General features: G+C 35.4%; 19 protein-coding genes. 4 read left to right on the top strand and 15 right to left on the bottom strand.

Annotated features, from left to right (window positions below):
• Nucleotides 1–27: 27 nt before the first annotated feature.
• The 9 genes from OZP11_RS23795 to OZP11_RS23755 form a co-directional block, all read right to left on the bottom strand.
• On the bottom strand, nt 28–615 hold the full coding sequence (locus OZP11_RS23795) for a hypothetical protein (protein WP_281232975.1): 588 nt from the start codon (nt 613–615) through the stop codon (nt 28–30).
• A gap of 9 nt (nt 616–624) precedes the next feature.
• Nucleotides 625–1,374: a DKNYY domain-containing protein gene (locus OZP11_RS23790; RefSeq protein ID WP_281232974.1), complete on the bottom strand. Its 750-nt coding sequence runs from the start codon at nt 1,372–1,374 to the stop codon at nt 625–627.
• A gap of 9 nt (nt 1,375–1,383) precedes the next feature.
• Complete coding sequence (locus OZP11_RS23785) at nt 1,384–2,106, bottom strand: DUF1963 domain-containing protein (protein WP_281232973.1); 723 nt, start codon at nt 2,104–2,106, stop codon at nt 1,384–1,386.
• Between the two features lie 369 nt (nt 2,107–2,475).
• Complete coding sequence (gene tnpA / locus OZP11_RS23780) at nt 2,476–2,937, bottom strand: IS200/IS605 family transposase (protein ID WP_281232972.1); 462 nt, start codon at nt 2,935–2,937, stop codon at nt 2,476–2,478.
• A gap of 181 nt (nt 2,938–3,118) precedes the next feature.
• Nucleotides 3,119–4,471 carry a DUF6138 family protein gene (locus OZP11_RS23775; protein WP_281232971.1) on the bottom strand — a complete coding sequence of 451 codons (1,353 nt, stop codon included), beginning with the start codon at nt 4,469–4,471 and terminating at the stop codon, nt 3,119–3,121.
• 27 nt (nt 4,472–4,498) lie between these two features.
• Nucleotides 4,499–5,005, bottom strand: coding sequence for an SMI1/KNR4 family protein (locus OZP11_RS23770; RefSeq protein WP_281232970.1), 507 nt, complete (start codon nt 5,003–5,005; stop codon nt 4,499–4,501).
• A 27-nt stretch (nt 5,006–5,032) separates the two neighbouring features.
• Nucleotides 5,033–5,716 carry an SMI1/KNR4 family protein gene (locus OZP11_RS23765; RefSeq protein ID WP_281232969.1) on the bottom strand — a complete coding sequence of 228 codons (684 nt, stop codon included), beginning with the start codon at nt 5,714–5,716 and terminating at the stop codon, nt 5,033–5,035.
• A gap of 29 nt (nt 5,717–5,745) precedes the next feature.
• Nucleotides 5,746–6,342, bottom strand: coding sequence for an SMI1/KNR4 family protein (locus OZP11_RS23760; protein ID WP_281232968.1), 597 nt, complete (start codon nt 6,340–6,342; stop codon nt 5,746–5,748).
• Between the two features lie 88 nt (nt 6,343–6,430).
• Nucleotides 6,431–6,748 (bottom strand): winged helix-turn-helix transcriptional regulator, encoded by a 318-nt coding sequence (locus OZP11_RS23755; protein ID WP_281232967.1) that lies wholly within the window; start codon nt 6,746–6,748, stop codon nt 6,431–6,433.
• A gap of 165 nt (nt 6,749–6,913) precedes the next feature.
• Between OZP11_RS23755 and OZP11_RS23750 the strand changes: the two genes are divergently transcribed.
• The gene (locus OZP11_RS23750) at nt 6,914–7,831 is read left to right on the top strand and encodes a DsbA family protein (protein WP_281232966.1); all 918 of its coding nucleotides are present in this window, start codon (nt 6,914–6,916) and stop codon (nt 7,829–7,831) included.
• 2 nt (nt 7,832–7,833) lie between these two features.
• On the opposite strand, the gene OZP11_RS23745 is transcribed toward OZP11_RS23750, so the two are convergent.
• The 3 genes from OZP11_RS23745 to OZP11_RS23735 form a co-directional block, all read right to left on the bottom strand.
• Nucleotides 7,834–8,262 (bottom strand): NUDIX domain-containing protein, encoded by a 429-nt coding sequence (locus OZP11_RS23745; protein ID WP_281232965.1) that lies wholly within the window; start codon nt 8,260–8,262, stop codon nt 7,834–7,836.
• A 112-nt stretch (nt 8,263–8,374) separates the two neighbouring features.
• Nucleotides 8,375–8,884, bottom strand: a complete 510-nt coding sequence (locus tag OZP11_RS23740) for a YfbM family protein (protein ID WP_281232964.1) — start codon at nt 8,882–8,884, stop codon at nt 8,375–8,377.
• Nucleotides 8,885–8,985: 101 nt separating this feature from the next.
• The gene (locus OZP11_RS23735; protein ID WP_281232963.1) at nt 8,986–9,465 is read right to left on the bottom strand and encodes a CinA family protein; all 480 of its coding nucleotides are present in this window, start codon (nt 9,463–9,465) and stop codon (nt 8,986–8,988) included.
• A gap of 263 nt (nt 9,466–9,728) precedes the next feature.
• Here OZP11_RS23735 and OZP11_RS23730 point away from each other — a divergent pair, with 263 nt between their 5' ends.
• From OZP11_RS23730 to OZP11_RS23720, 3 genes are read left to right on the top strand one after another with little or no spacing between them, the layout of a single operon-like run.
• Nucleotides 9,729–10,217, top strand: a complete 489-nt coding sequence (locus OZP11_RS23730) for a hypothetical protein (RefSeq protein WP_281232962.1) — start codon at nt 9,729–9,731, stop codon at nt 10,215–10,217.
• 19 nt (nt 10,218–10,236) lie between these two features.
• Nucleotides 10,237–10,644: a hypothetical protein gene (locus OZP11_RS23725; protein WP_281232961.1), complete on the top strand. Its 408-nt coding sequence runs from the start codon at nt 10,237–10,239 to the stop codon at nt 10,642–10,644.
• Between the two features lie 29 nt (nt 10,645–10,673).
• Nucleotides 10,674–10,895, top strand: a complete 222-nt coding sequence (locus tag OZP11_RS23720) for a PrgI family protein (protein ID WP_281232960.1) — start codon at nt 10,674–10,676, stop codon at nt 10,893–10,895.
• 199 nt (nt 10,896–11,094) lie between these two features.
• Here the strand turns inward: OZP11_RS23720 and OZP11_RS23715 are convergent, their stop codons facing one another.
• From OZP11_RS23715 to OZP11_RS23705, 3 genes are all read right to left on the bottom strand, one after another.
• Nucleotides 11,095–11,469, bottom strand: a complete 375-nt coding sequence (locus tag OZP11_RS23715) for a SpoIIAA family protein (RefSeq protein ID WP_281232959.1) — start codon at nt 11,467–11,469, stop codon at nt 11,095–11,097.
• Nucleotides 11,470–11,706: 237 nt separating this feature from the next.
• Entirely contained in the window at nt 11,707–13,638 is a 1,932-nt protein-coding gene (locus OZP11_RS23710; protein WP_281232958.1) for a metallophosphoesterase family protein, read from the bottom strand.
• A 329-nt stretch (nt 13,639–13,967) separates the two neighbouring features.
• Nucleotides 13,968–16,826, bottom strand: coding sequence for an RICIN domain-containing protein (locus OZP11_RS23705; protein ID WP_281232957.1), 2,859 nt, complete (start codon nt 16,824–16,826; stop codon nt 13,968–13,970).
• Between the last annotated feature and the right edge of the window lie 125 nt (nt 16,827–16,951).

Raw genomic sequence — 16,951 nt, 5'->3', positions numbered from 1 at the left:
TTTATTTTATTTCAAATAGTTGAAGGTTTAAAATTCTACATTAAACGGATATGTAAAATCTGCTGTGAAATCTGGTTTTTGCGGCGAAGGTTTTATCAGGAATTCAAAAGTTGGTTCCATGTCTTCTATCTGTTCTGTTTCTCCAGATTCTGTTTTTATTTCTAAAATCTGTTTTGTTAAACCTGCTAAGATCGAAACACTGTAAAAACCATTTGGAAGTTCTATTGTTGCATGTTTGTACTTTTTTAGCAAATCGACTTTCTCTTTTGTGAAATTTCTTAAATACGGGATTGTATATAAATAAATCCTGCCGTTTACAACCGTAAGACAATATCCATCACGTTTATGCTGGAGTTCATTTCCGGGTTTTAATAATTCAGGAACATCGTCTGAAAGATTGAAATAAACAGTATACGGATAATTTACTATTCCAATCATGGGTACAATTACGCCTTGTTCTACGACCTGATCTCCGGTTTCTTCTGTTGTAAATTCCGTTAGAAGATCATCCGGTAAATCATTCTCGATTTTATACTGCATTAAACAATCTACATCGCCCAGAATGAAATAATCCATTAGATCGTTTAGTACTTCGTTAAACTTGTGTATTGCCATGATGTTTCTTTATAATTTAGTTCGTTTTCCCATATAATAACTGTATTCTTTATCAAAAGCGTATCCTCTTTCGTCGATTACTTTAAAATGAAAATCATTGAGACTTTTGGTTTTGATAATTTTTACTTCGTTACTAATAGTTCGTATGAAATAAGCCTGTTTATCATCTTTGGCATAAAAAGCATTATCGCATTCGAGATAATAGGTTCCGTCCAGACAGGTTTCGAGTATTTTAAAAGTCTTTGGATTAGCATCCGGGATTATTTTTCCTTTAAAAAACACATGGTTTTTATCCATTCCGAGATTCCCTATTAGTTCCGGATGCGGTATCGTGAAAGATGCTATATCAACATTTTCAACCAGAACCGTGTCTCCAAAATACAGTTTATCATCTGCGAGAGCATAATACTCATTTAGATATTTTGCTTTACTGTAATCAAAAGGCATTTTATCGCTGTGACGGTAATAATTGCCGTTTGAAAAAGCATATCCTTTCTGAACGTCGATTACTTTAAAATCCTGCGGAACGGCATCTTCTATAATACAAAAACTACAGAATGCGCTTTGTAGATAAATGTGTTTTTTGTCTGAAAAATAAATCGTTGAAGCATAATCATCTTCTGTTTCTGCGTTTACTGCTGTAATTTGAAAGGTTTCAAAATCGATTGTTTTATAAAATTTCTTAAAGACTTCGCTTTCATAAAAAAGAATAAATTCGTTGTCGATGATTTTGTATCCTTGTCCTAATTCCTTAACCATATTTTATTTTTAAGATTGTCCCCAATGAAATTCGCAATTACTAAAATTTAATGCTTTTAAATCGTCTTTATCGATTAAAACGCTAAATACTCCTTCGTCATTAAATCCGTTTTCACCTATTTGCAGTAAAACCACTTTATTTGAATTTACTACTTCTAATATTTGTTCTTCCTGCATTTGGCAGTGGGTAAAAATTCCAAAGATTTTAGAGGTTTCGCTTCCTTCGAAAAAATCCCATAGAATGCCTTCTTCATTCGCGTCTTCTTCCTCGTATTCATCTTCCGGCTCGCGGTAACGGCTGGAAAGTTTTTCTGTTGAGGCGAAAGCTTCTTTTATCAAAACTCCTTCAAAAAAATTATCATCGTGGTCCTTTACAACCCGTACTAACTCATTGTTGTCGATATTCGCGTAAACAACCAGTCCTTTATCTTCTATAATATCAGCAAAAAAGAACAAATGTCCTGTTTTAGGTAAAAGTCCTGATACATCTTGCGGTGCAATTTGTTTGAGATCCAGCTGTGCAGCAAAACGCAGATCTTTTGGGTACTCGAAATCTTTTGGAAGATCCGCAATTGGTCCTCCGTAACGGGAATGTCCAAGCGGAATATCTAATGTTCCTGCTTTTACCAACAGTCCATCTTCTAACAGTATTTCGGGCATTTTTAGGCTGTCTCCATAATAATGTTTAGTAGCAGGACGTAATTCAATAATATCAAAAATTTCTTTTTTCATTTGGTTCTTATTTTATAACAAACTGAGGTTTTAATTAATAGTAAACATATTATAAAAAAAATTCACAAAAGTTAGATGAATATTAAAATTAGATCGTCAAATATACCCGTGAAACGTTTTCCATATATCTAGAAAATGTACCGGAGGAACATCTTATCGGTAGAAAAACGTTTGATTTGCATTCTATTAGATCATCAAATACACCGTGAAACGTTTTCCATATATCTAGAAAATGTTCCGGAGGAACATCTTATCGGTAGAATATATTATTTCCACAGAAAAATCGTTCCGGAGGAACGTTTGATTCGCATTTTATTAAATTGTCAAATATGTCAGCAAACATTCGTTGGTATTCAGCGTTTCGCGACATTACAAAATTGGTTCTGTAAAAACATATTTTGGGTCATATTCAATTTCGAATGCCTGAAGCATATTATGATATTCTTCTAAAAATGTTTTCTTTTTATGATGTTGTTCCTGATTTTCTATGTAACGAATCACATCTGGAACGTGGCTTCTTGAATATGAAAAGGCTCCATATCCTTCCTGCCATGCAAAATTCGAACACAGCTTTTGCTCTTTAATCCATTTGCTGGTTTCTGTTTTTACATTTTGAATCAATGAGGAAATAGATTGATTCGGACGCATTCCGATAAATATGTGAATATGATCCGGCATACTATTTATACATAACATCTTGTGATGATTTGCCTGTATGATTCCCGTTATGTATTTATGTAATCTGTATTTCCATTCTTGTGCAATTAATGCTTTTCTGTATTTTACTGCGAAAACAAATTGCACATGCAATTGTGTATATGTATCTGCCATAATGATATTATATGTTTATCAATCGTACGTTCTGCCAAAACGTATATTTTCTACCGATGAAACGTTCCGCTGGAACGTCTGTTGACCGCATATTTTCTTTTTTCTACCGATGAATCGTTCCGCTGGAACGGCTGCTCACCGAATATTTTTTTTCTTCCAATGAAACGTTCTTCTGGAATGTCTATTGCAATGGAAGCAATTTTTTAAAAATCGTTCCTTCTACATCGTTAAGCTGTCTGCTTATTTTAGGAAAATCTTTGCTTTGTCCAAAAGTGGTGTACATTACACTTTCCCAGCAATAATCTGCCATTTCCTGAACTTCTGTTCCTGAATTTGAAAACTCTTTTATATCTTCTTTACTGAAATAATATTTCGCAAAATTTTCCTTACTGTCCAATAGCAGGTTCAGGCTTTTTTCAGTTGTAAAATAGGGAATAAATGCTTTGCTGTGCGGATGTTCCTGCATCGATAAAATAGCAGTGATATACACTTTAACCGATTTCTCATTTACACCAAATTTCTCCAGAAATACCGGTGTAAACTTTTGCTGAACCGACTGATGTTCTTCATCAACCGTTTTGTAATAATCGATCAGAGTATCAAAATACTTTTCGTCCTGCAATCCTAAAGCAAAAACGGCAAAAGTTGAAGGCATCGTACAATTTTCATCTTCCAGATTGTTATACCATTCGTATTTTTTCTTCGCAAGATTAATATATTCTAAAATGCTTTTATGAAGGTTTGGATATTTTACAGCTCCGGCGAAAAGATAATTCTGTCCGCATTTTGGAAGTCCTTTTACAGCAAGAAGTTCTTTTTCTTTAGATGAAAAACTAATTTCGAAGCTTTTAGGAAAATCGGTCTGCAATAATTTGTTTATGAAATTCAAGGCCTTACTGTAACTTTCTTCATTATCGCCTGCCAGTTTTATACTGATTTTAGCAAAAACATCATTGGCTTTGGCTGTTAAATCACTGTCTTTATATTCTATCAGCTCTTTTGGGAGTTTTCCTGTTCCATTTTTCTTTAACCGCTGTACTTCATCTGAACCTAATTGGGTTACTATATCAAAATACTCATTGGCAGTAACTGCGGCATAACTTGGGCCGTATTTTATATGACATACCGCGACATAACATAAGAAGGATAAAATTCCCTTTTCTTCTTCGGATATTGAAATTTCCGGATTAGTTTTTTTAGTTCTGACTTCAGTCCAATATTCTTTTTTTACGTCAAAAAACTTTTTTGTAATGCGCTCTTTAATCCATTCTCCTATACTGTAGCTAATTTCATTAAAGCTGTTTAGTTTTCTTAGTTTTTCAAAAAAATCAATATAGAGTTCTTTCGAAAATGGTCTTGTTTGAAAAAAGTATGCTATTACAGAACTATTCAGAAATTTTTCGCCGGAATTCAGCATATATGGATTTGGATAATCTTTATCCAGTTTTACAGTACCGTTATTTACAGCTTCTATAAATCGTTCTAAAAGTGCTTCGTTTCCTTCTATTTTTACTAAATAATTTAATTCTCTCATTTCTATTTTTTTATCTGGCTGGATTATTTAATCCTGCTCATCTTCAATATTGTTTGTATTACTTAAAACGTTTTCCATTGTATAGCCTAAAAATCCCCAGCAGTCATCATCGTAACCAATATTTCCTGATGAAACAGCAATTATGGGAAACTCGTTTTCCTTTCTGAAATCGTAGGCGTAGAATTTTCCTCCGCCATTAAATGCTACCGGAAGAAATGACGGTGCCCAAAACGGAAAACCATAAGAAATGTACATTTCTCTAATATCTTCAAGCGAAAAATACCCAAATTCACGATCGCCGTTTAAAATACCGCCACCGTTTGAATAATTCAAAAGTTCAATATATTCTTTTGGAAGTTTTATTTGTTTTGGAATTGGGAAAATCTCAGGTGCAGTTCCCTCCGGATATAACTGTCGTATATTATCTAATAACTCTAATTCGTTTACTGAGTAAGGTTTTGTAAAAAAATCGTCTGGAATTGGTTCTGTTAGTCCCGGATGCAGGTCGAAAAAATTAAATTTATTAAACCACATAAATACTTGTTTTTAGTTTAGTTAATTTTATTCGTCATCTTCATCATCATAAGAAAGATACGACCAGTCAATATCCAGACAATCCAGGATTTCATCAAAACGATTCTGATTGCTTGAACCAATAAATGCCGCTAAACATTTGTTATTTTGATCAAAAGAAAGGCTGATGACATCATGAAACTGATCGCTGTACACTTTTTGATTTTCTCTGCTAATTTCCAGAACCAGTTTCCAGTTGTCTTCAACAAATTTCACTATTTCAGGTTCAATTTCGCCCATGAAATTCCCGTTATACTTTAGTCCGCCCAAGGTACCGTTGAAAACCGCCATCAGCAGGAAAAAGTTTTCTGTTGTCTGGCTTTCAACTTCCCACTCAGATCTTTCGATTGTATCGTAATTGCCGTAAACCGGCGGGTTATCTTCTATTAAATCTTCTTTCTTAATTCCCCAGATGGCCACATTTTGATTTTCTTCATAAAAAATCAAATAGTTATCCTCTGAAAATTCTATTTCGTCATCCGGTTTTAAAAGTCGGTTAAAGCTAAAATTTAGATTTTCTTCTTTTCCTAATTCCAAATAGTATTCTCTGAATTTTTCCGGAAGCTTTACATTCAGTCTTTTCTCAAGATCGAGCATTTCATTTTCTGAAAAACCATAGTTTTCGTCTTCAGAAAGATTGTAAAGACGTTTAATTTTTTTGATATAATTCATTTTGGGCTTTTAAATAATTTCTTTGAGATTTAGTATCTCCATTTTTTTACAGTTTTCTCTCCAAGAAGCTGTATAACAATTTCTTCTGTCCAATTCTCCGCTTCATTGTTTTCTGCCAAGTCTGCTTGTGCAAAAATCAAACAGCCTTTGAAGTAATCATCGACAGTATCAAACATTTTGGTTAAATAAGGCTGGTCGTCGTGATCATAATAGTAAATTTCTTTGGTTTCGCTGTGAAAACAAAACATATTTCCGTTGCCTAAATAGTCGCTGAAAGAAATTAAATACGGTAAAACTTTGTTATCATCACCTGTAAAATCGGGGCCATATTGAGGTTCACCTGCCCAGATATCTTTTATCCAGCCTACTTCGTTAAAGTCCTGAAGCTGTTCGCCAATAGCAGCGATTCCAAATGTTTCGTAAAATAGTTTTAAACCTTTCGGTAAAGTAGTTCCAAGTTTTGTTTCCAGCGCCAGAATTTCTTCTTTGGGAACAGGATTTTTTAAATCGTCTCCAAAATTATCTGTAATCGCTTCAATAATTTTCTGAGTATTCATTTTCCAGTCCGCATCGCCAATTTGGTTAAACGGAATCAGGATATCTTCTTTTTTGTGTATCTCAATCATAGTAACGGCATATAAATTTTTGGAATTGTGAAAATACACAAATTCTTGTAAGATTGCAATTACTTTATGATTGATACTACAATCTTACTTACTTTTCAGCAAAAAATTCTAGCTGTTTAAATACCGGAATTAGTGATTTTCCTTTTTCTGATAGATTGTATTCGATATGAAGAGGTTTCAATTTAATGACTGTTTTATCTAAAAGTCCAAACTCTTCGAGTTCGCGCAATGCGGTCGAAATAGATTGCTTATTTGCGCCTTTAATATCTCTTAAAAGTCCGTTAAAACGTATTGGACCATCAACTGCTAATAAAAAAATCTGCGGTTTCCATTTTCCTGATAATAATTTTAGAAGTCCTTCTGCCGGACATCCTTTTTCTTTTGGGGAGCTATTTTCTGTAGTCATGTTTTTTTGACTAATTGACATGTGAGTAAATACAAACGAACTTTGCCATAAAATTATAAAAATAAGTAAGCCGAACGTACATTTTAAAAGACTTTTATGAAAATACTGACGCTGTTATTAATCCTGATTTGCAGTACGAGCTGCCAATCGCAAACTAATTCAAAAATGAACGAGAATCCAACAAATCCGCTATTATGCGATCCTGAAACCGGAATGTGTGAAATGCCTGTTTCCGGAAAAGCAAGTGAAACTGTTTCTATAAAAGCAGAAAACAAACCTGTTAAAATAATTTACTACACAGATCCTATTTGTTCTTCGTGCTGGGGAATCGAACCGCAGCTTCGAAAATTAAAACTGGAATACGGTGATTATTTTGAAATTGATTACCGCATGGGCGGATTACTGCCGGATTGGAGTTACAACAGCGGTGGTATCAGCAAACCGTCAGATGTGGCGCATCATTGGGATGAAGCGAGTTTGTATTACGAAATGCCAATTGATGGAGATGTGTGGTTAGAAGATCCGCTTGATTCTTCGTATCCGTCTTGTATTGCCATGAAAGCGGCACAGATTCAGAGTAAAGAAAAGGCCGTTTATTTTATGCGAATCCTTCGTGAAAAACTGTATCTGGACAAAAAGAATATCGCGAAATGGGAAAACATAGCCGAAGCTGCCAAAACAGCCGGCCTGGATGTTGAGAAACTAAAAACAGATTATGAAATCGACGGAGTAAAGCTTTTTCGCAATGATTTAAATATGGCGAAAAACCTTGGCGTAAGAGGTTTTCCTACTTTGTTTTTCTCTGACGGAAACAGTAATCAATTAACGGTTTACGGTTCTAAGTCTTATGTTAATTATGAAAATGCCCTTCTGGCATTGTATCCGGACGCTAAAAAGAAAAACATTGCAAAGGAGAATCCATTGTCGCTTTTTGAAATTTTTCCAACTCTGGCACCAAAAGAATATGCTGTGATTTTAGATAAATCTGTTTCTGATGCCAAAATAATTTTAGAAAAATTGTACCAAATGGGAGAATTGGATAAAAAGACAATTAAAAATGGTTCGCTTTACAGTAAGAAGTAAATTTATTGATTCGCGATTTTAAATCTTTCTCTGTATTTGGCAAGAGCTATTTTATCAATTGGAAGAACAAACGGGTTTTCGTTACTATCGATCCATTCAAATTTGCTAATATCAGGAGTATTGATTTTTATATCTTCAAGATTAGTGATCTTTACGATGTAATAAATCAGGAGAATTTGTCTTCCGTCATCTATTATAGATTCAACAAAATGTTCCTGCGTATACAAATGTTCTAGGATTTCGATTTTGACATTGAGTTCTTCTAAAAATTCTCTGTGAAGACAGTCTAGTATACCCTCTCCAAATTCTACGCCTCCGCCCGGAAGTTTACAATAGATTTTTCCTTTGTGATATTCGTAAAGTGCTAAAATTTTATTGTTGTTTTCGCAAATGGCATAAGTTCTTACGTTAAAGCTAGTGAGAGGTTTCATAAAAAAGGGAATCAGAATTCTTTAGATGCAAATTTACTGAATTCCTATTTAAGGTGTAATGAAATAAAAAGCCGTAAAGTTTAAACTCTTTACGGCTTTTTGTTTTTATATTTTAAAGAATGCTTACAATAATGTGATGCTCTGTCTGTAATGCCTGCTTGTAGAAACTCAAAATTTCGTCCAGGGCTGTTCTAAATTCTTTAAGCAACACTTCTTTATCTTCCTGCCAGATACCGTTTGGATATACTTTGTTCTTTTTTAAAATTAAAGGATCAAAATTGGCAGAAAGATTTTCAAAATCAATGTTTTCCAAAGCTTTGATAATTTCTTCCAGCTCTTCATTTTCTGTACAGGTAACAAAATCAGCATCTTCGTCTTCGATATTAAAATTATGAACACCAACAATGGCTTCGCTTAATTTATCATCTTCAATAGGATTTGCAGCCGAAACTCCGGTCAGAAAGCAATGTAAAGCATCCCATATTTTATCAATATCTATGCAGGGAAACTTCTCACTATCTTCAATTTCAAATATTTCATTTGTGAGTTCTTCGTTGTCAAGCTCCATCAATTTATTTAAAGTTTCTTCGTCTACCATGAGGTATTCTGCGATCATTCCCATACTTTGTATTTATATAATTTTGTTTTCAAAGCGTAAATTTTTAATAATTTTCTTAGAAACGCAAATTAAAAATAGAACTTTAAAGAAAAATGATATTTATACTATTCCGAAACTTCTTTTAAAATCAAATCGGCAGCGGTATCAATTGCCTGATTTATTATTTCTTCGGCATTTCCTTGAAATTCATATCGTTTGGCTATTTCTTTATCTTCAAAAATAATATGTATGAAAATTGTTCCTACGGGTTTTGATTCGCTTTCGCTTCCGCCCGGAGTGGTCAGCCCTGTTAAAGCAACGCAGATATCAGAATTTATGTAACGGGAAAAGTTCTGTGCCATTAATTTGGTTACTTCTGCAGATTCTGCGGTGTATTGTTCAATAGTTCCCCACGGAATGAGTAATAAATCCTCTTTCATAGAAGAATGGTAGCAGATCATCCCTCCTATTAAAATTCGGCCGGAATTAAAAACGGTCGAAAATTCGTAGCACATTTTTCCGGCAGATGCACTTTCTGCAAAAGCTATGGTCAGATTTTTTTCGATTAGAGCCTCACAACAGGCAGTTACTTTTTCAGATGCCATATTAATTTCTAATTTATGTACTCAAATTTAAAGTTACTCAAATTTAAAGTGATTTTTGCCGCAAGCGCTTATACAATTTCTTACAACTCTTACATTTTTAAATAACTGTTAATTATGCAGCTATATGAAATATTCGTGTAAGGCAATGCTCCTATACCCTTGCTAAATTTGTAAAAACAGAATTTAAAAAAAGTGAGTTTCTGTAGAAGACATAAAGAATTCAATTTTCTTAGAATTAATTATAAATCTAAAAACAAAACGTTATGGAAAAGCAGCACAACCATGAATATGGTCAGTTTGACCCTGATTATATCGATCAAAATACTCTTGTTGATGGTACTTATTCTAATGAAGATCAATACAAACAAGAATTACACAGAGGTGATGAAAGAGAATTTGGCGAAAGCAATCCTGATTATATAGATCAAAATACGCTTATTGATAATGACAATTATGCAAGAGATGAAGATCCGTACCAATATCAGGAAGAATTTATCGAAGATCCGGAGCATCCTGAAGGAGATTATGAAAATGGAACCAATATCAGATCTGAAAACATACCAAATCAGGAACGAATTGTAAATGAAGACGATGCCATTACAAACGATGATACTGAGAATGATCTTAACGATGATTATGATCCGGATCTGGATTATGAAGATGATCCGGAAAAAGACCGTGATCTGGATGACGACGAAGAACTTGACGACTTTGATGCCGAACATTATCCTGAAAATCATCCCAGAGAATAACCCGTTTAAAAAGTAATTTATGGCTTTAACAGATCAAATTATCTGGCTTTTTATCATGGCTGTTCCAATAGCCTGCATCAGCTGGACCGTAACGCATGAGGAAATTTTCAGAGAACCGCATGAATGGTGCGTAAAACGTTCTAAATACGACAAATATATATTGTCCAGAAAATTCTTTTACCTGCTTACCTGCGAGTATTGTTTCAGCCACTACGTTACGATTGCGTTTTTGATTCTCTGCGATTATAAACTTTTGTTAAATGACTGGCGCGGGTATATTTTGGCCGGATTTTCGCTGGTTTTTACAGCAAATGTCTACATGAGCCTCTTTGCCCTTCTTCGACAAGCCATCAAAAAGGAAAAAGTGGAAATCGAGAAAATTGAGACCGAAACAGACAACGAAAAAAATGCAGTGAACACAAAATAAGAATACGTTTAACTAAATAAATACAACTCATGGAAAATTTAAATTTCATAGATCCTCTACTACACGGAATCAAACCAATTGAAAAAAACACAGCCAATCTTACTGTAAAACAATTAACATGTGCCGGATTAGGCTCACTTGTAATTGGAGCCGTTTTAAAGAAAGCCGGACATGCTAAAACCGGAGCTATTGTTGGAAGTCTTGCTTTGCCATTGCTTTCTGCTGCGGTGTACAAAAAAGTAGCAAAGTGATAAAAGGGAAACTATTGCTGATTACGAAAATGCCCGTTAAGGTAACCTTAACGGGCATTTTTATTTTAATACTCCTGCGTGTAAAAGTAGATATCTAATTATTTTTTTAAGATTTAAAAAATTAAACAATGTATTTTTCCCAAAGCAAAAAAGATCTCAGGTCTAAATTTCTTCTGGCCAGGTTTTCAAGCTTTCTTATTCATGCCAGATTGATGTTTCCTTCAACCCAGTTTAATGCTTTATTAAATGCCTCTTTTTTAAATCCGTGAAATTCTCCCGGAACGATATAACTAAATCCATTTGTGAAAGAGATTATATCATCTGAATCTGAAACGATGGCCGCTCTGTTCCATTTTCCTAAATTCTTCAATCCTAAAAGGGCATCCTGAAGCCAGGCTCCGGCAGTAAAATTTTTAATATCGGTATCTAATACCAGTAAAAAATTAATTTCGTTGGTTTGTTTTACCAGATGTTCTACAGCGGGAACTACAACAGCCAGAAAATCATCTTTTGTTACTTCTGCCAGTGCTCTAAAAGCTACAATATTGTCGGTAGTGTCAATTTGATGTATCATGATTTTATTTCTTTGAGTTAATTATGTGTATTTTTTACTCGTACACATAAAAAATGTGTACCAGCAACTCAAATGTAATGAAAAACAAGGCGATATATCTTACATTTTTATTAGTTGGTTGTTATATCTTTTTAAGATAATAAGTTCTTAGGTACTAAGCTGCCAAGTTTTATTTTTGGTATTTTTGATTGCAGAAATGCAGTGTATATCAGACTGAAAACTAAAACTGAACACTGTTTACTTAACCTCCTTAACCTCACCATTCTTTAAATCAACCGTAAAATGATCGGCTGGGACTTCGTGCATGAATTTATTGAAGATAATCAGAAATAATTTCATCTGTTTTTGTAAAGCGGTATCTTTTGATAAATCCGACTTAGAACCTCCTAAAAATAAATCCGATACTACTTTATATTCCTTTGCTCTTTGAGTACCAACATCTGTAAGAGCGAGTTCATCGGCACTTCTGAAACGGTAGAAATCGATTAAAAGATCATTTCCTGTCCAATTGAAATCTTCTTTTTTAAGATTGTTCTGCGTTAAAATTTGTTCCGATTTTGCTTCGGCTTCGTTCCATTGATTTTGAAACTGTGATTTATTTTTCAGAATAAAATCAAAATCCTGATCTGATTTTATATTAGCCAATACCAATAAATCTCGGGCAGAAACAGTCAGAATAAAATCTTTAAAAGCCGATGGCCAGTCGTCTTTAAGAAAACGCAGACGAACTAATTCTTTCAAATGAAAATCAGTAAAATCATGGTAACTTTTGGTTTTCAGGATATCGATATTCCAAATGTCTTTGCTATTCTGGCTTTCTAAAAATTTATACTCCATTTTATACAAATCAAAAAGCTCATCAAATCCCCGAACGTTATCGATTGTTATGGTTTGAATATCAATACGATCATTTTTCAGGATTGTCAATAATTTATAAGCCGGAATATATGCCGCAAGCGAAGGTGTCTGGATATTTACCAATGTATTGCCTTTTTCGGTTGTTCGGACTCCTGTATCGTTGATGTGCATGTGACCACCAAAGTGAATCTTCAATCCCGCATCGGCAAAAACCTGCGCTACTTCTTCAACCGGTACACGGTTTAACTGCCATTTATTTGGCCCCAGAAGCTGCTTTATTTCAGCAGAAGCATCATCATTAAAATCAATCATAGGAAAATGACTGAAAGCGACAAGCGTTTTACCGCGAAGTCTGGCTTGGGCCGAAATATCCCTGACCCATTTTATAAGGTGTTTTTTGTTTGAAAGCACGTTGTTATACCCCGTACTGGCTTCAGAATAACTTTTAGAATCTTTGGGATCGCCGGCATTTTTCTTCGGAATATAAACGTTTCCGTCAATTGCCATTAACCAAAGTCCGTCGACAGGTTCTACAACATAACTTACATCCGGGACTTCGTAGCCCGGAGCAACTTCATATACCCTGTTTTTCAGGTCTGAAGCCTCAAGAGCTTTTTTGTAATTGTAGTTTTGGCTGGTGTAAGTTGTAAAAGGAGTTGCCCAAAATTTATTTTTTTTACCCGGATAAAAACCAAAATTTTTAAGGTCATCGGTAATACCAAAATAACCCATTTTAGCAATATCGGCTGTTATGACAACTGGCTGTTCGATATTCATGTTAGGCTTATACATGCCGTCTTTGCTGAAAATGGGTTGGCTCTTTCCTTCTGTACCTAAAAAATCTTCTTTACCCGATTCCTGAGCAAATGGTCCAACCGGATCATGATTTCCGGTTGTTATAAAAAACTCAATACCGTATTTTTTCTGGTACTGATCTAGTATTTTCTTTAATCCGCGCACGTGTATCGGCTGTCCGTCATCTGTATAATCCCCCGGAAGTGCAACGTACTTTATCTTTCTTTTTGCAATATCTTCCAAGGCTGCAATGAAGGCAAAATAATTTTCATTGAAAATTCTCGTCGAGTGTAACTGCGAGGCCATCGTTCTTATTAACGTATATTTTCCGGTTTTGGTATTCAAAACACCCTTAAATTCATTATCAGAAAACGTACCAAACAGGTCCTGAAGGTGCACATCTGATAAAAAAGCAACCTGAAGACCGTCTAAATCCTTAGTTTTTTGTGCCGAAATACTATAATTGAAGAATATAAAAAATGAGAGTATGTATAACGAAGTAAATTTTGAATTCATAGGTACAATCTTTAACAAAATGGGGCTGATCAAAAGTACGGAAGCTTTTAATACGCAGCAATTTTATCGATTTAAACCTAAAAGTAGTTTATCGTATTGTTATGGAATATTAATATTTGTATTTTTTTCAATGAATTTATTTGATTTGTAGGATTTTAAATAAAATCGATGAAGAGTAATCGGCTTGACCGCTATCATTCTGATCAAATCAAATGAACCTAATTCAATATATAAATAGTACCCTATCATTAAAAAAGGCTGTCATTTCTGACAGCCTTCATTACATTAAAACCAAAAAATTAATGTATTAAACCATTATGGCGAATGGGTTATTTTTTTATAAATCGTTTTATAGTTTGTTTACCGTCTTTTTCTAAAACAATGAAATAAATGCCCTGCCTTAAACCGGATACGTTCAAACTGTTTTCATTTACCTTCTGCGATCCTATAACAGCGCCCTGAGAATCGATTATATTAATTTTTCCTCCTGTAATATCAGTTGTGAAAGATAAAATCTCCGAAACCGGATTTGGATAAACATGTAATGCAATGCTTTCTGTTTCTTCTGCAATTACTGCCGATGGTGATGCATTACCCACTTTCGTGATTCGGATCCAGTTGATATTCATTCCAGTATTCTGAATATAAATCCCGAAATTGTACGTGCCCGCATTTACGTTTACTGTTTGTGTAACCGTCTGCCAGTTCTGCCATCCTCCTGTATTTGGAATATCCACGTTTCCTAACACTATAGCCCCGGCATTTAAATCAGATGACAATCTGCCGCCTGTTACGCCGCTTGCAACACGATATTCTATTAAATATGAACCCGTTGCTGGGAAATTAATATTGTTATACGCCAGCCAGTCGCCGGTTTCTGTGTATCCCACATTAGAACCTCCACCTGTGTCAGTTGTAGGTTCAACCTGAATGCCGCTCATGGCTGAATAATCTTCTGCCTGAATTAAAGTGGATGTCTGCGATGTTGTTGTCGCAACCAATTTCCATTGTCCGCAGGTTTGATTATTATTATCCCACTGCTGCACAATAGCTCCCGAAGCTGTACTTGCGCCGGCAACCTCAACAATTCTGCCGCTGTGACGGGCTACAATTTTATAAAATCCGTCTCCTGCAGCAACCAGAATAAACTGCTGATTCGTTGTTCCGTTATACGGATATTGCTCAACACGGGCACCATTGGCTTTATTGAAATTATTCACATCCATGGATTGTCCGCTGTGGTTGGCGATGATTTTATACATTCCGTCTCCTAAATGGGTGAAAGTAAATTTTTGATTGTTTCCGGAATTTAAACCACCCTGATTTATCCCTGAACCATTTGACATACTTGAATTCCAAACGTCCATATACAAACCACTGTTTCTGTTTTGAAGAAAGAAAGTCTGATTTCCTAAAGTCGTAACACCGTTTGCAATAACTCTGATAGAACTTACTTTGTCATTCCAGGTCGTATTTAAACAGGTATTATCAGAATTAATTACAGTTGAAGCACCGCCAAAATTATCATCCTGGTACAAAATCGCCTGATATCCCTGCGTAACTCTAAGTGACGAAATATCATCATTTAAAACACCCAAAGAATTTAATCGCGCCAGATTGTAATCGCCAATCGTTAATCCGCCGGAGAAACCTGTATAGTTACAGTCTTTATAAACGGTAATAACATCTGTGGACGCACTGATACTGCCTCCCGGCGGAATCGTTCCGGTAATCGAATAACTTCCGATAGATCCATAAGCGGAATAACCGCCGCTTCCGGCATTTCCTGCTCCTGTTCCATCAACTCCAATGTAGTATTTACCAGCCGGAAGATTAACATTCATTGAAGCATTTAAAGCAAACGGATCTGAATTCCAATACGTTCCCATTTCTGTTCCTGCCGAATTAAATAATCGCATTACTAAATGCAGGTTTCCGTCGCGGCTTACTGTATTGGCGTTTATAGAAACATTACCGCCACCTGTTGTAAAAGAAAAGAAATCGTAATCGGCCTCACTTGAAATAATTCCATTTTTCTGATTGATCTGTCCGCTTGCATTGTAATCTAAAGTGGCTGCAGAAGCGATATTGTTTCCATAATCATCTCCGCGATATCCTACTCCAAATTTGGCACTGGCAATAATCGCCACATCATCCTGTTTGTTATTGGCATTATTGTATTCGCCTTTACTCCATTGTACAACCGGTCTGTAGTAACCGGCGCCCATAATGGGTGCCCACGAAGTTCCGTCCAGACCCAGAAAATAATCTTCGGCCGGGCTTGTACGTCCGTCATGTCCAAGATCAAAAGTATGTCCTACTTCGTGTGAAGAAGCATCGCCGCCTGATTTTCCTGACGTAATAAATACCCAGCAAGGCACGTCATTATCCCAGTTAAATGATCCAATATACGCCACACCTCCGGCACCTGGGGCAGCTGTATTAGTTGGCGTAACGACAACACGCATTCTTCTGTTTTTTGGATACGAATTAAAAACGGCTTCGCTTGTGGTTATGTTTACGTTAAAAGGTCTGTAATCTTCTGAAACTACTTCCCAGTGCTGCTGAACCGCTGCATCGCTCATTCCTGAAGCTGCCGCATTAATCGCATTTCCGTTGTTCCAAAGATTTCCTGCCGGCATGTAATAGCCGTCAAAATCCAGCAAAACACAGCCTGCAGCACCTGGTAAACTCTGCAGGTTTAATAATGCAGGGGCAATCGCAGCCGCAGCTTCTGTTTTAGCCGTCGTCCTGTTGTTTGAAGGCTGATTATGATAATCGATACAAACAAGAGTATTGATATCTACTTTTTCTACAAAAGCATTTCCTTTTTCATCAGAAAAATATTTATAAGCTTCTTTTGTTTTTTTCAGAAGAATATGACCTTCCAGCGATTTGTCTTTTACTTTGATATAAAAAGAAGACTGAGCAATGTTTTTAATTTCTCCAATCAAAAATTCGCCGGATTCGCTGGATTCTTTATAGTTTATTTTTCCGTTGAATTTTGTTTTTTCGGCCTGAAGCAGAATGGTTTTATCAACACTTTTTGAAGTTGCTGAGCTGGTCAGTTCTTTCTTTAATGTATTCATAAAAGACCTGCTCGAGCCTAAAGAAGTCTGCGCAAAGGCAAAACTTCCAAAAACAAGAAACACGAGCAGACTTAAACTTAATCTGTAATTGTTCTTCATATAATTTGGGGTAAAAAGGGTTAACGATGTAATTGTTGGATGATTAACCGCAAGGCACGCAAAGTCTTAAATAAGCTTTGCGAGCCTTGCAGAATCCCGATAGCTATCGGGATAGCATCTTTGGG

Origin of the sequence: Flavobacterium gelatinilyticum (assembly GCF_027111295.1) — a bacterium.
Taxonomy (GTDB): domain Bacteria; phylum Bacteroidota; class Bacteroidia; order Flavobacteriales; family Flavobacteriaceae; genus Flavobacterium; species Flavobacterium gelatinilyticum.
The sequence above is the reverse complement of the archived record's forward strand: the minus strand, read 5'-3'. Positions and strand labels throughout refer to the sequence as shown.

Bases quoted from the DNA above. Each gene is read 5' to 3' on its own strand.
- OZP11_RS23795 (WP_281232975.1), bottom strand. From the start codon at position 615: ATGGCAATACACAAGTTTAACGAAGTACTAAACGATCTAATGGATTAT.
- OZP11_RS23790 (WP_281232974.1), bottom strand. From the start codon at position 1,374: ATGGTTAAGGAATTAGGACAAGGATACAAAATCATCGACAACGAATTT.
- OZP11_RS23785 (WP_281232973.1), bottom strand. From the start codon at position 2,106: ATGAAAAAAGAAATTTTTGATATTATTGAATTACGTCCTGCTACTAAA.
- tnpA (WP_281232972.1), bottom strand. From the start codon at position 2,937: ATGGCAGATACATATACACAATTGCATGTGCAATTTGTTTTCGCAGTA.
- OZP11_RS23775 (WP_281232971.1), bottom strand. From the start codon at position 4,471: ATGAGAGAATTAAATTATTTAGTAAAAATAGAAGGAAACGAAGCACTT.
- OZP11_RS23770 (WP_281232970.1), bottom strand. From the start codon at position 5,005: ATGTGGTTTAATAAATTTAATTTTTTCGACCTGCATCCGGGACTAACA.
- OZP11_RS23765 (WP_281232969.1), bottom strand. From the start codon at position 5,716: ATGAATTATATCAAAAAAATTAAACGTCTTTACAATCTTTCTGAAGAC.
- OZP11_RS23760 (WP_281232968.1), bottom strand. From the start codon at position 6,342: ATGATTGAGATACACAAAAAAGAAGATATCCTGATTCCGTTTAACCAA.
- OZP11_RS23755 (WP_281232967.1), bottom strand. From the start codon at position 6,748: ATGACTACAGAAAATAGCTCCCCAAAAGAAAAAGGATGTCCGGCAGAA.
- OZP11_RS23750 (WP_281232966.1), top strand. From the start codon at position 6,914: ATGAACGAGAATCCAACAAATCCGCTATTATGCGATCCTGAAACCGGA.
- OZP11_RS23745 (WP_281232965.1), bottom strand. From the start codon at position 8,262: ATGAAACCTCTCACTAGCTTTAACGTAAGAACTTATGCCATTTGCGAA.
- OZP11_RS23740 (WP_281232964.1), bottom strand. From the start codon at position 8,884: ATGGGAATGATCGCAGAATACCTCATGGTAGACGAAGAAACTTTAAAT.
- OZP11_RS23735 (WP_281232963.1), bottom strand. From the start codon at position 9,465: ATGGCATCTGAAAAAGTAACTGCCTGTTGTGAGGCTCTAATCGAAAAA.
- OZP11_RS23730 (WP_281232962.1), top strand. From the start codon at position 9,729: ATGGAAAAGCAGCACAACCATGAATATGGTCAGTTTGACCCTGATTAT.
- OZP11_RS23725 (WP_281232961.1), top strand. From the start codon at position 10,237: ATGGCTTTAACAGATCAAATTATCTGGCTTTTTATCATGGCTGTTCCA.
- OZP11_RS23720 (WP_281232960.1), top strand. From the start codon at position 10,674: ATGGAAAATTTAAATTTCATAGATCCTCTACTACACGGAATCAAACCA.
- OZP11_RS23715 (WP_281232959.1), bottom strand. From the start codon at position 11,469: ATGATACATCAAATTGACACTACCGACAATATTGTAGCTTTTAGAGCA.
- OZP11_RS23710 (WP_281232958.1), bottom strand. From the start codon at position 13,638: ATGAATTCAAAATTTACTTCGTTATACATACTCTCATTTTTTATATTC.
- OZP11_RS23705 (WP_281232957.1), bottom strand. From the start codon at position 16,826: ATGAAGAACAATTACAGATTAAGTTTAAGTCTGCTCGTGTTTCTTGTT.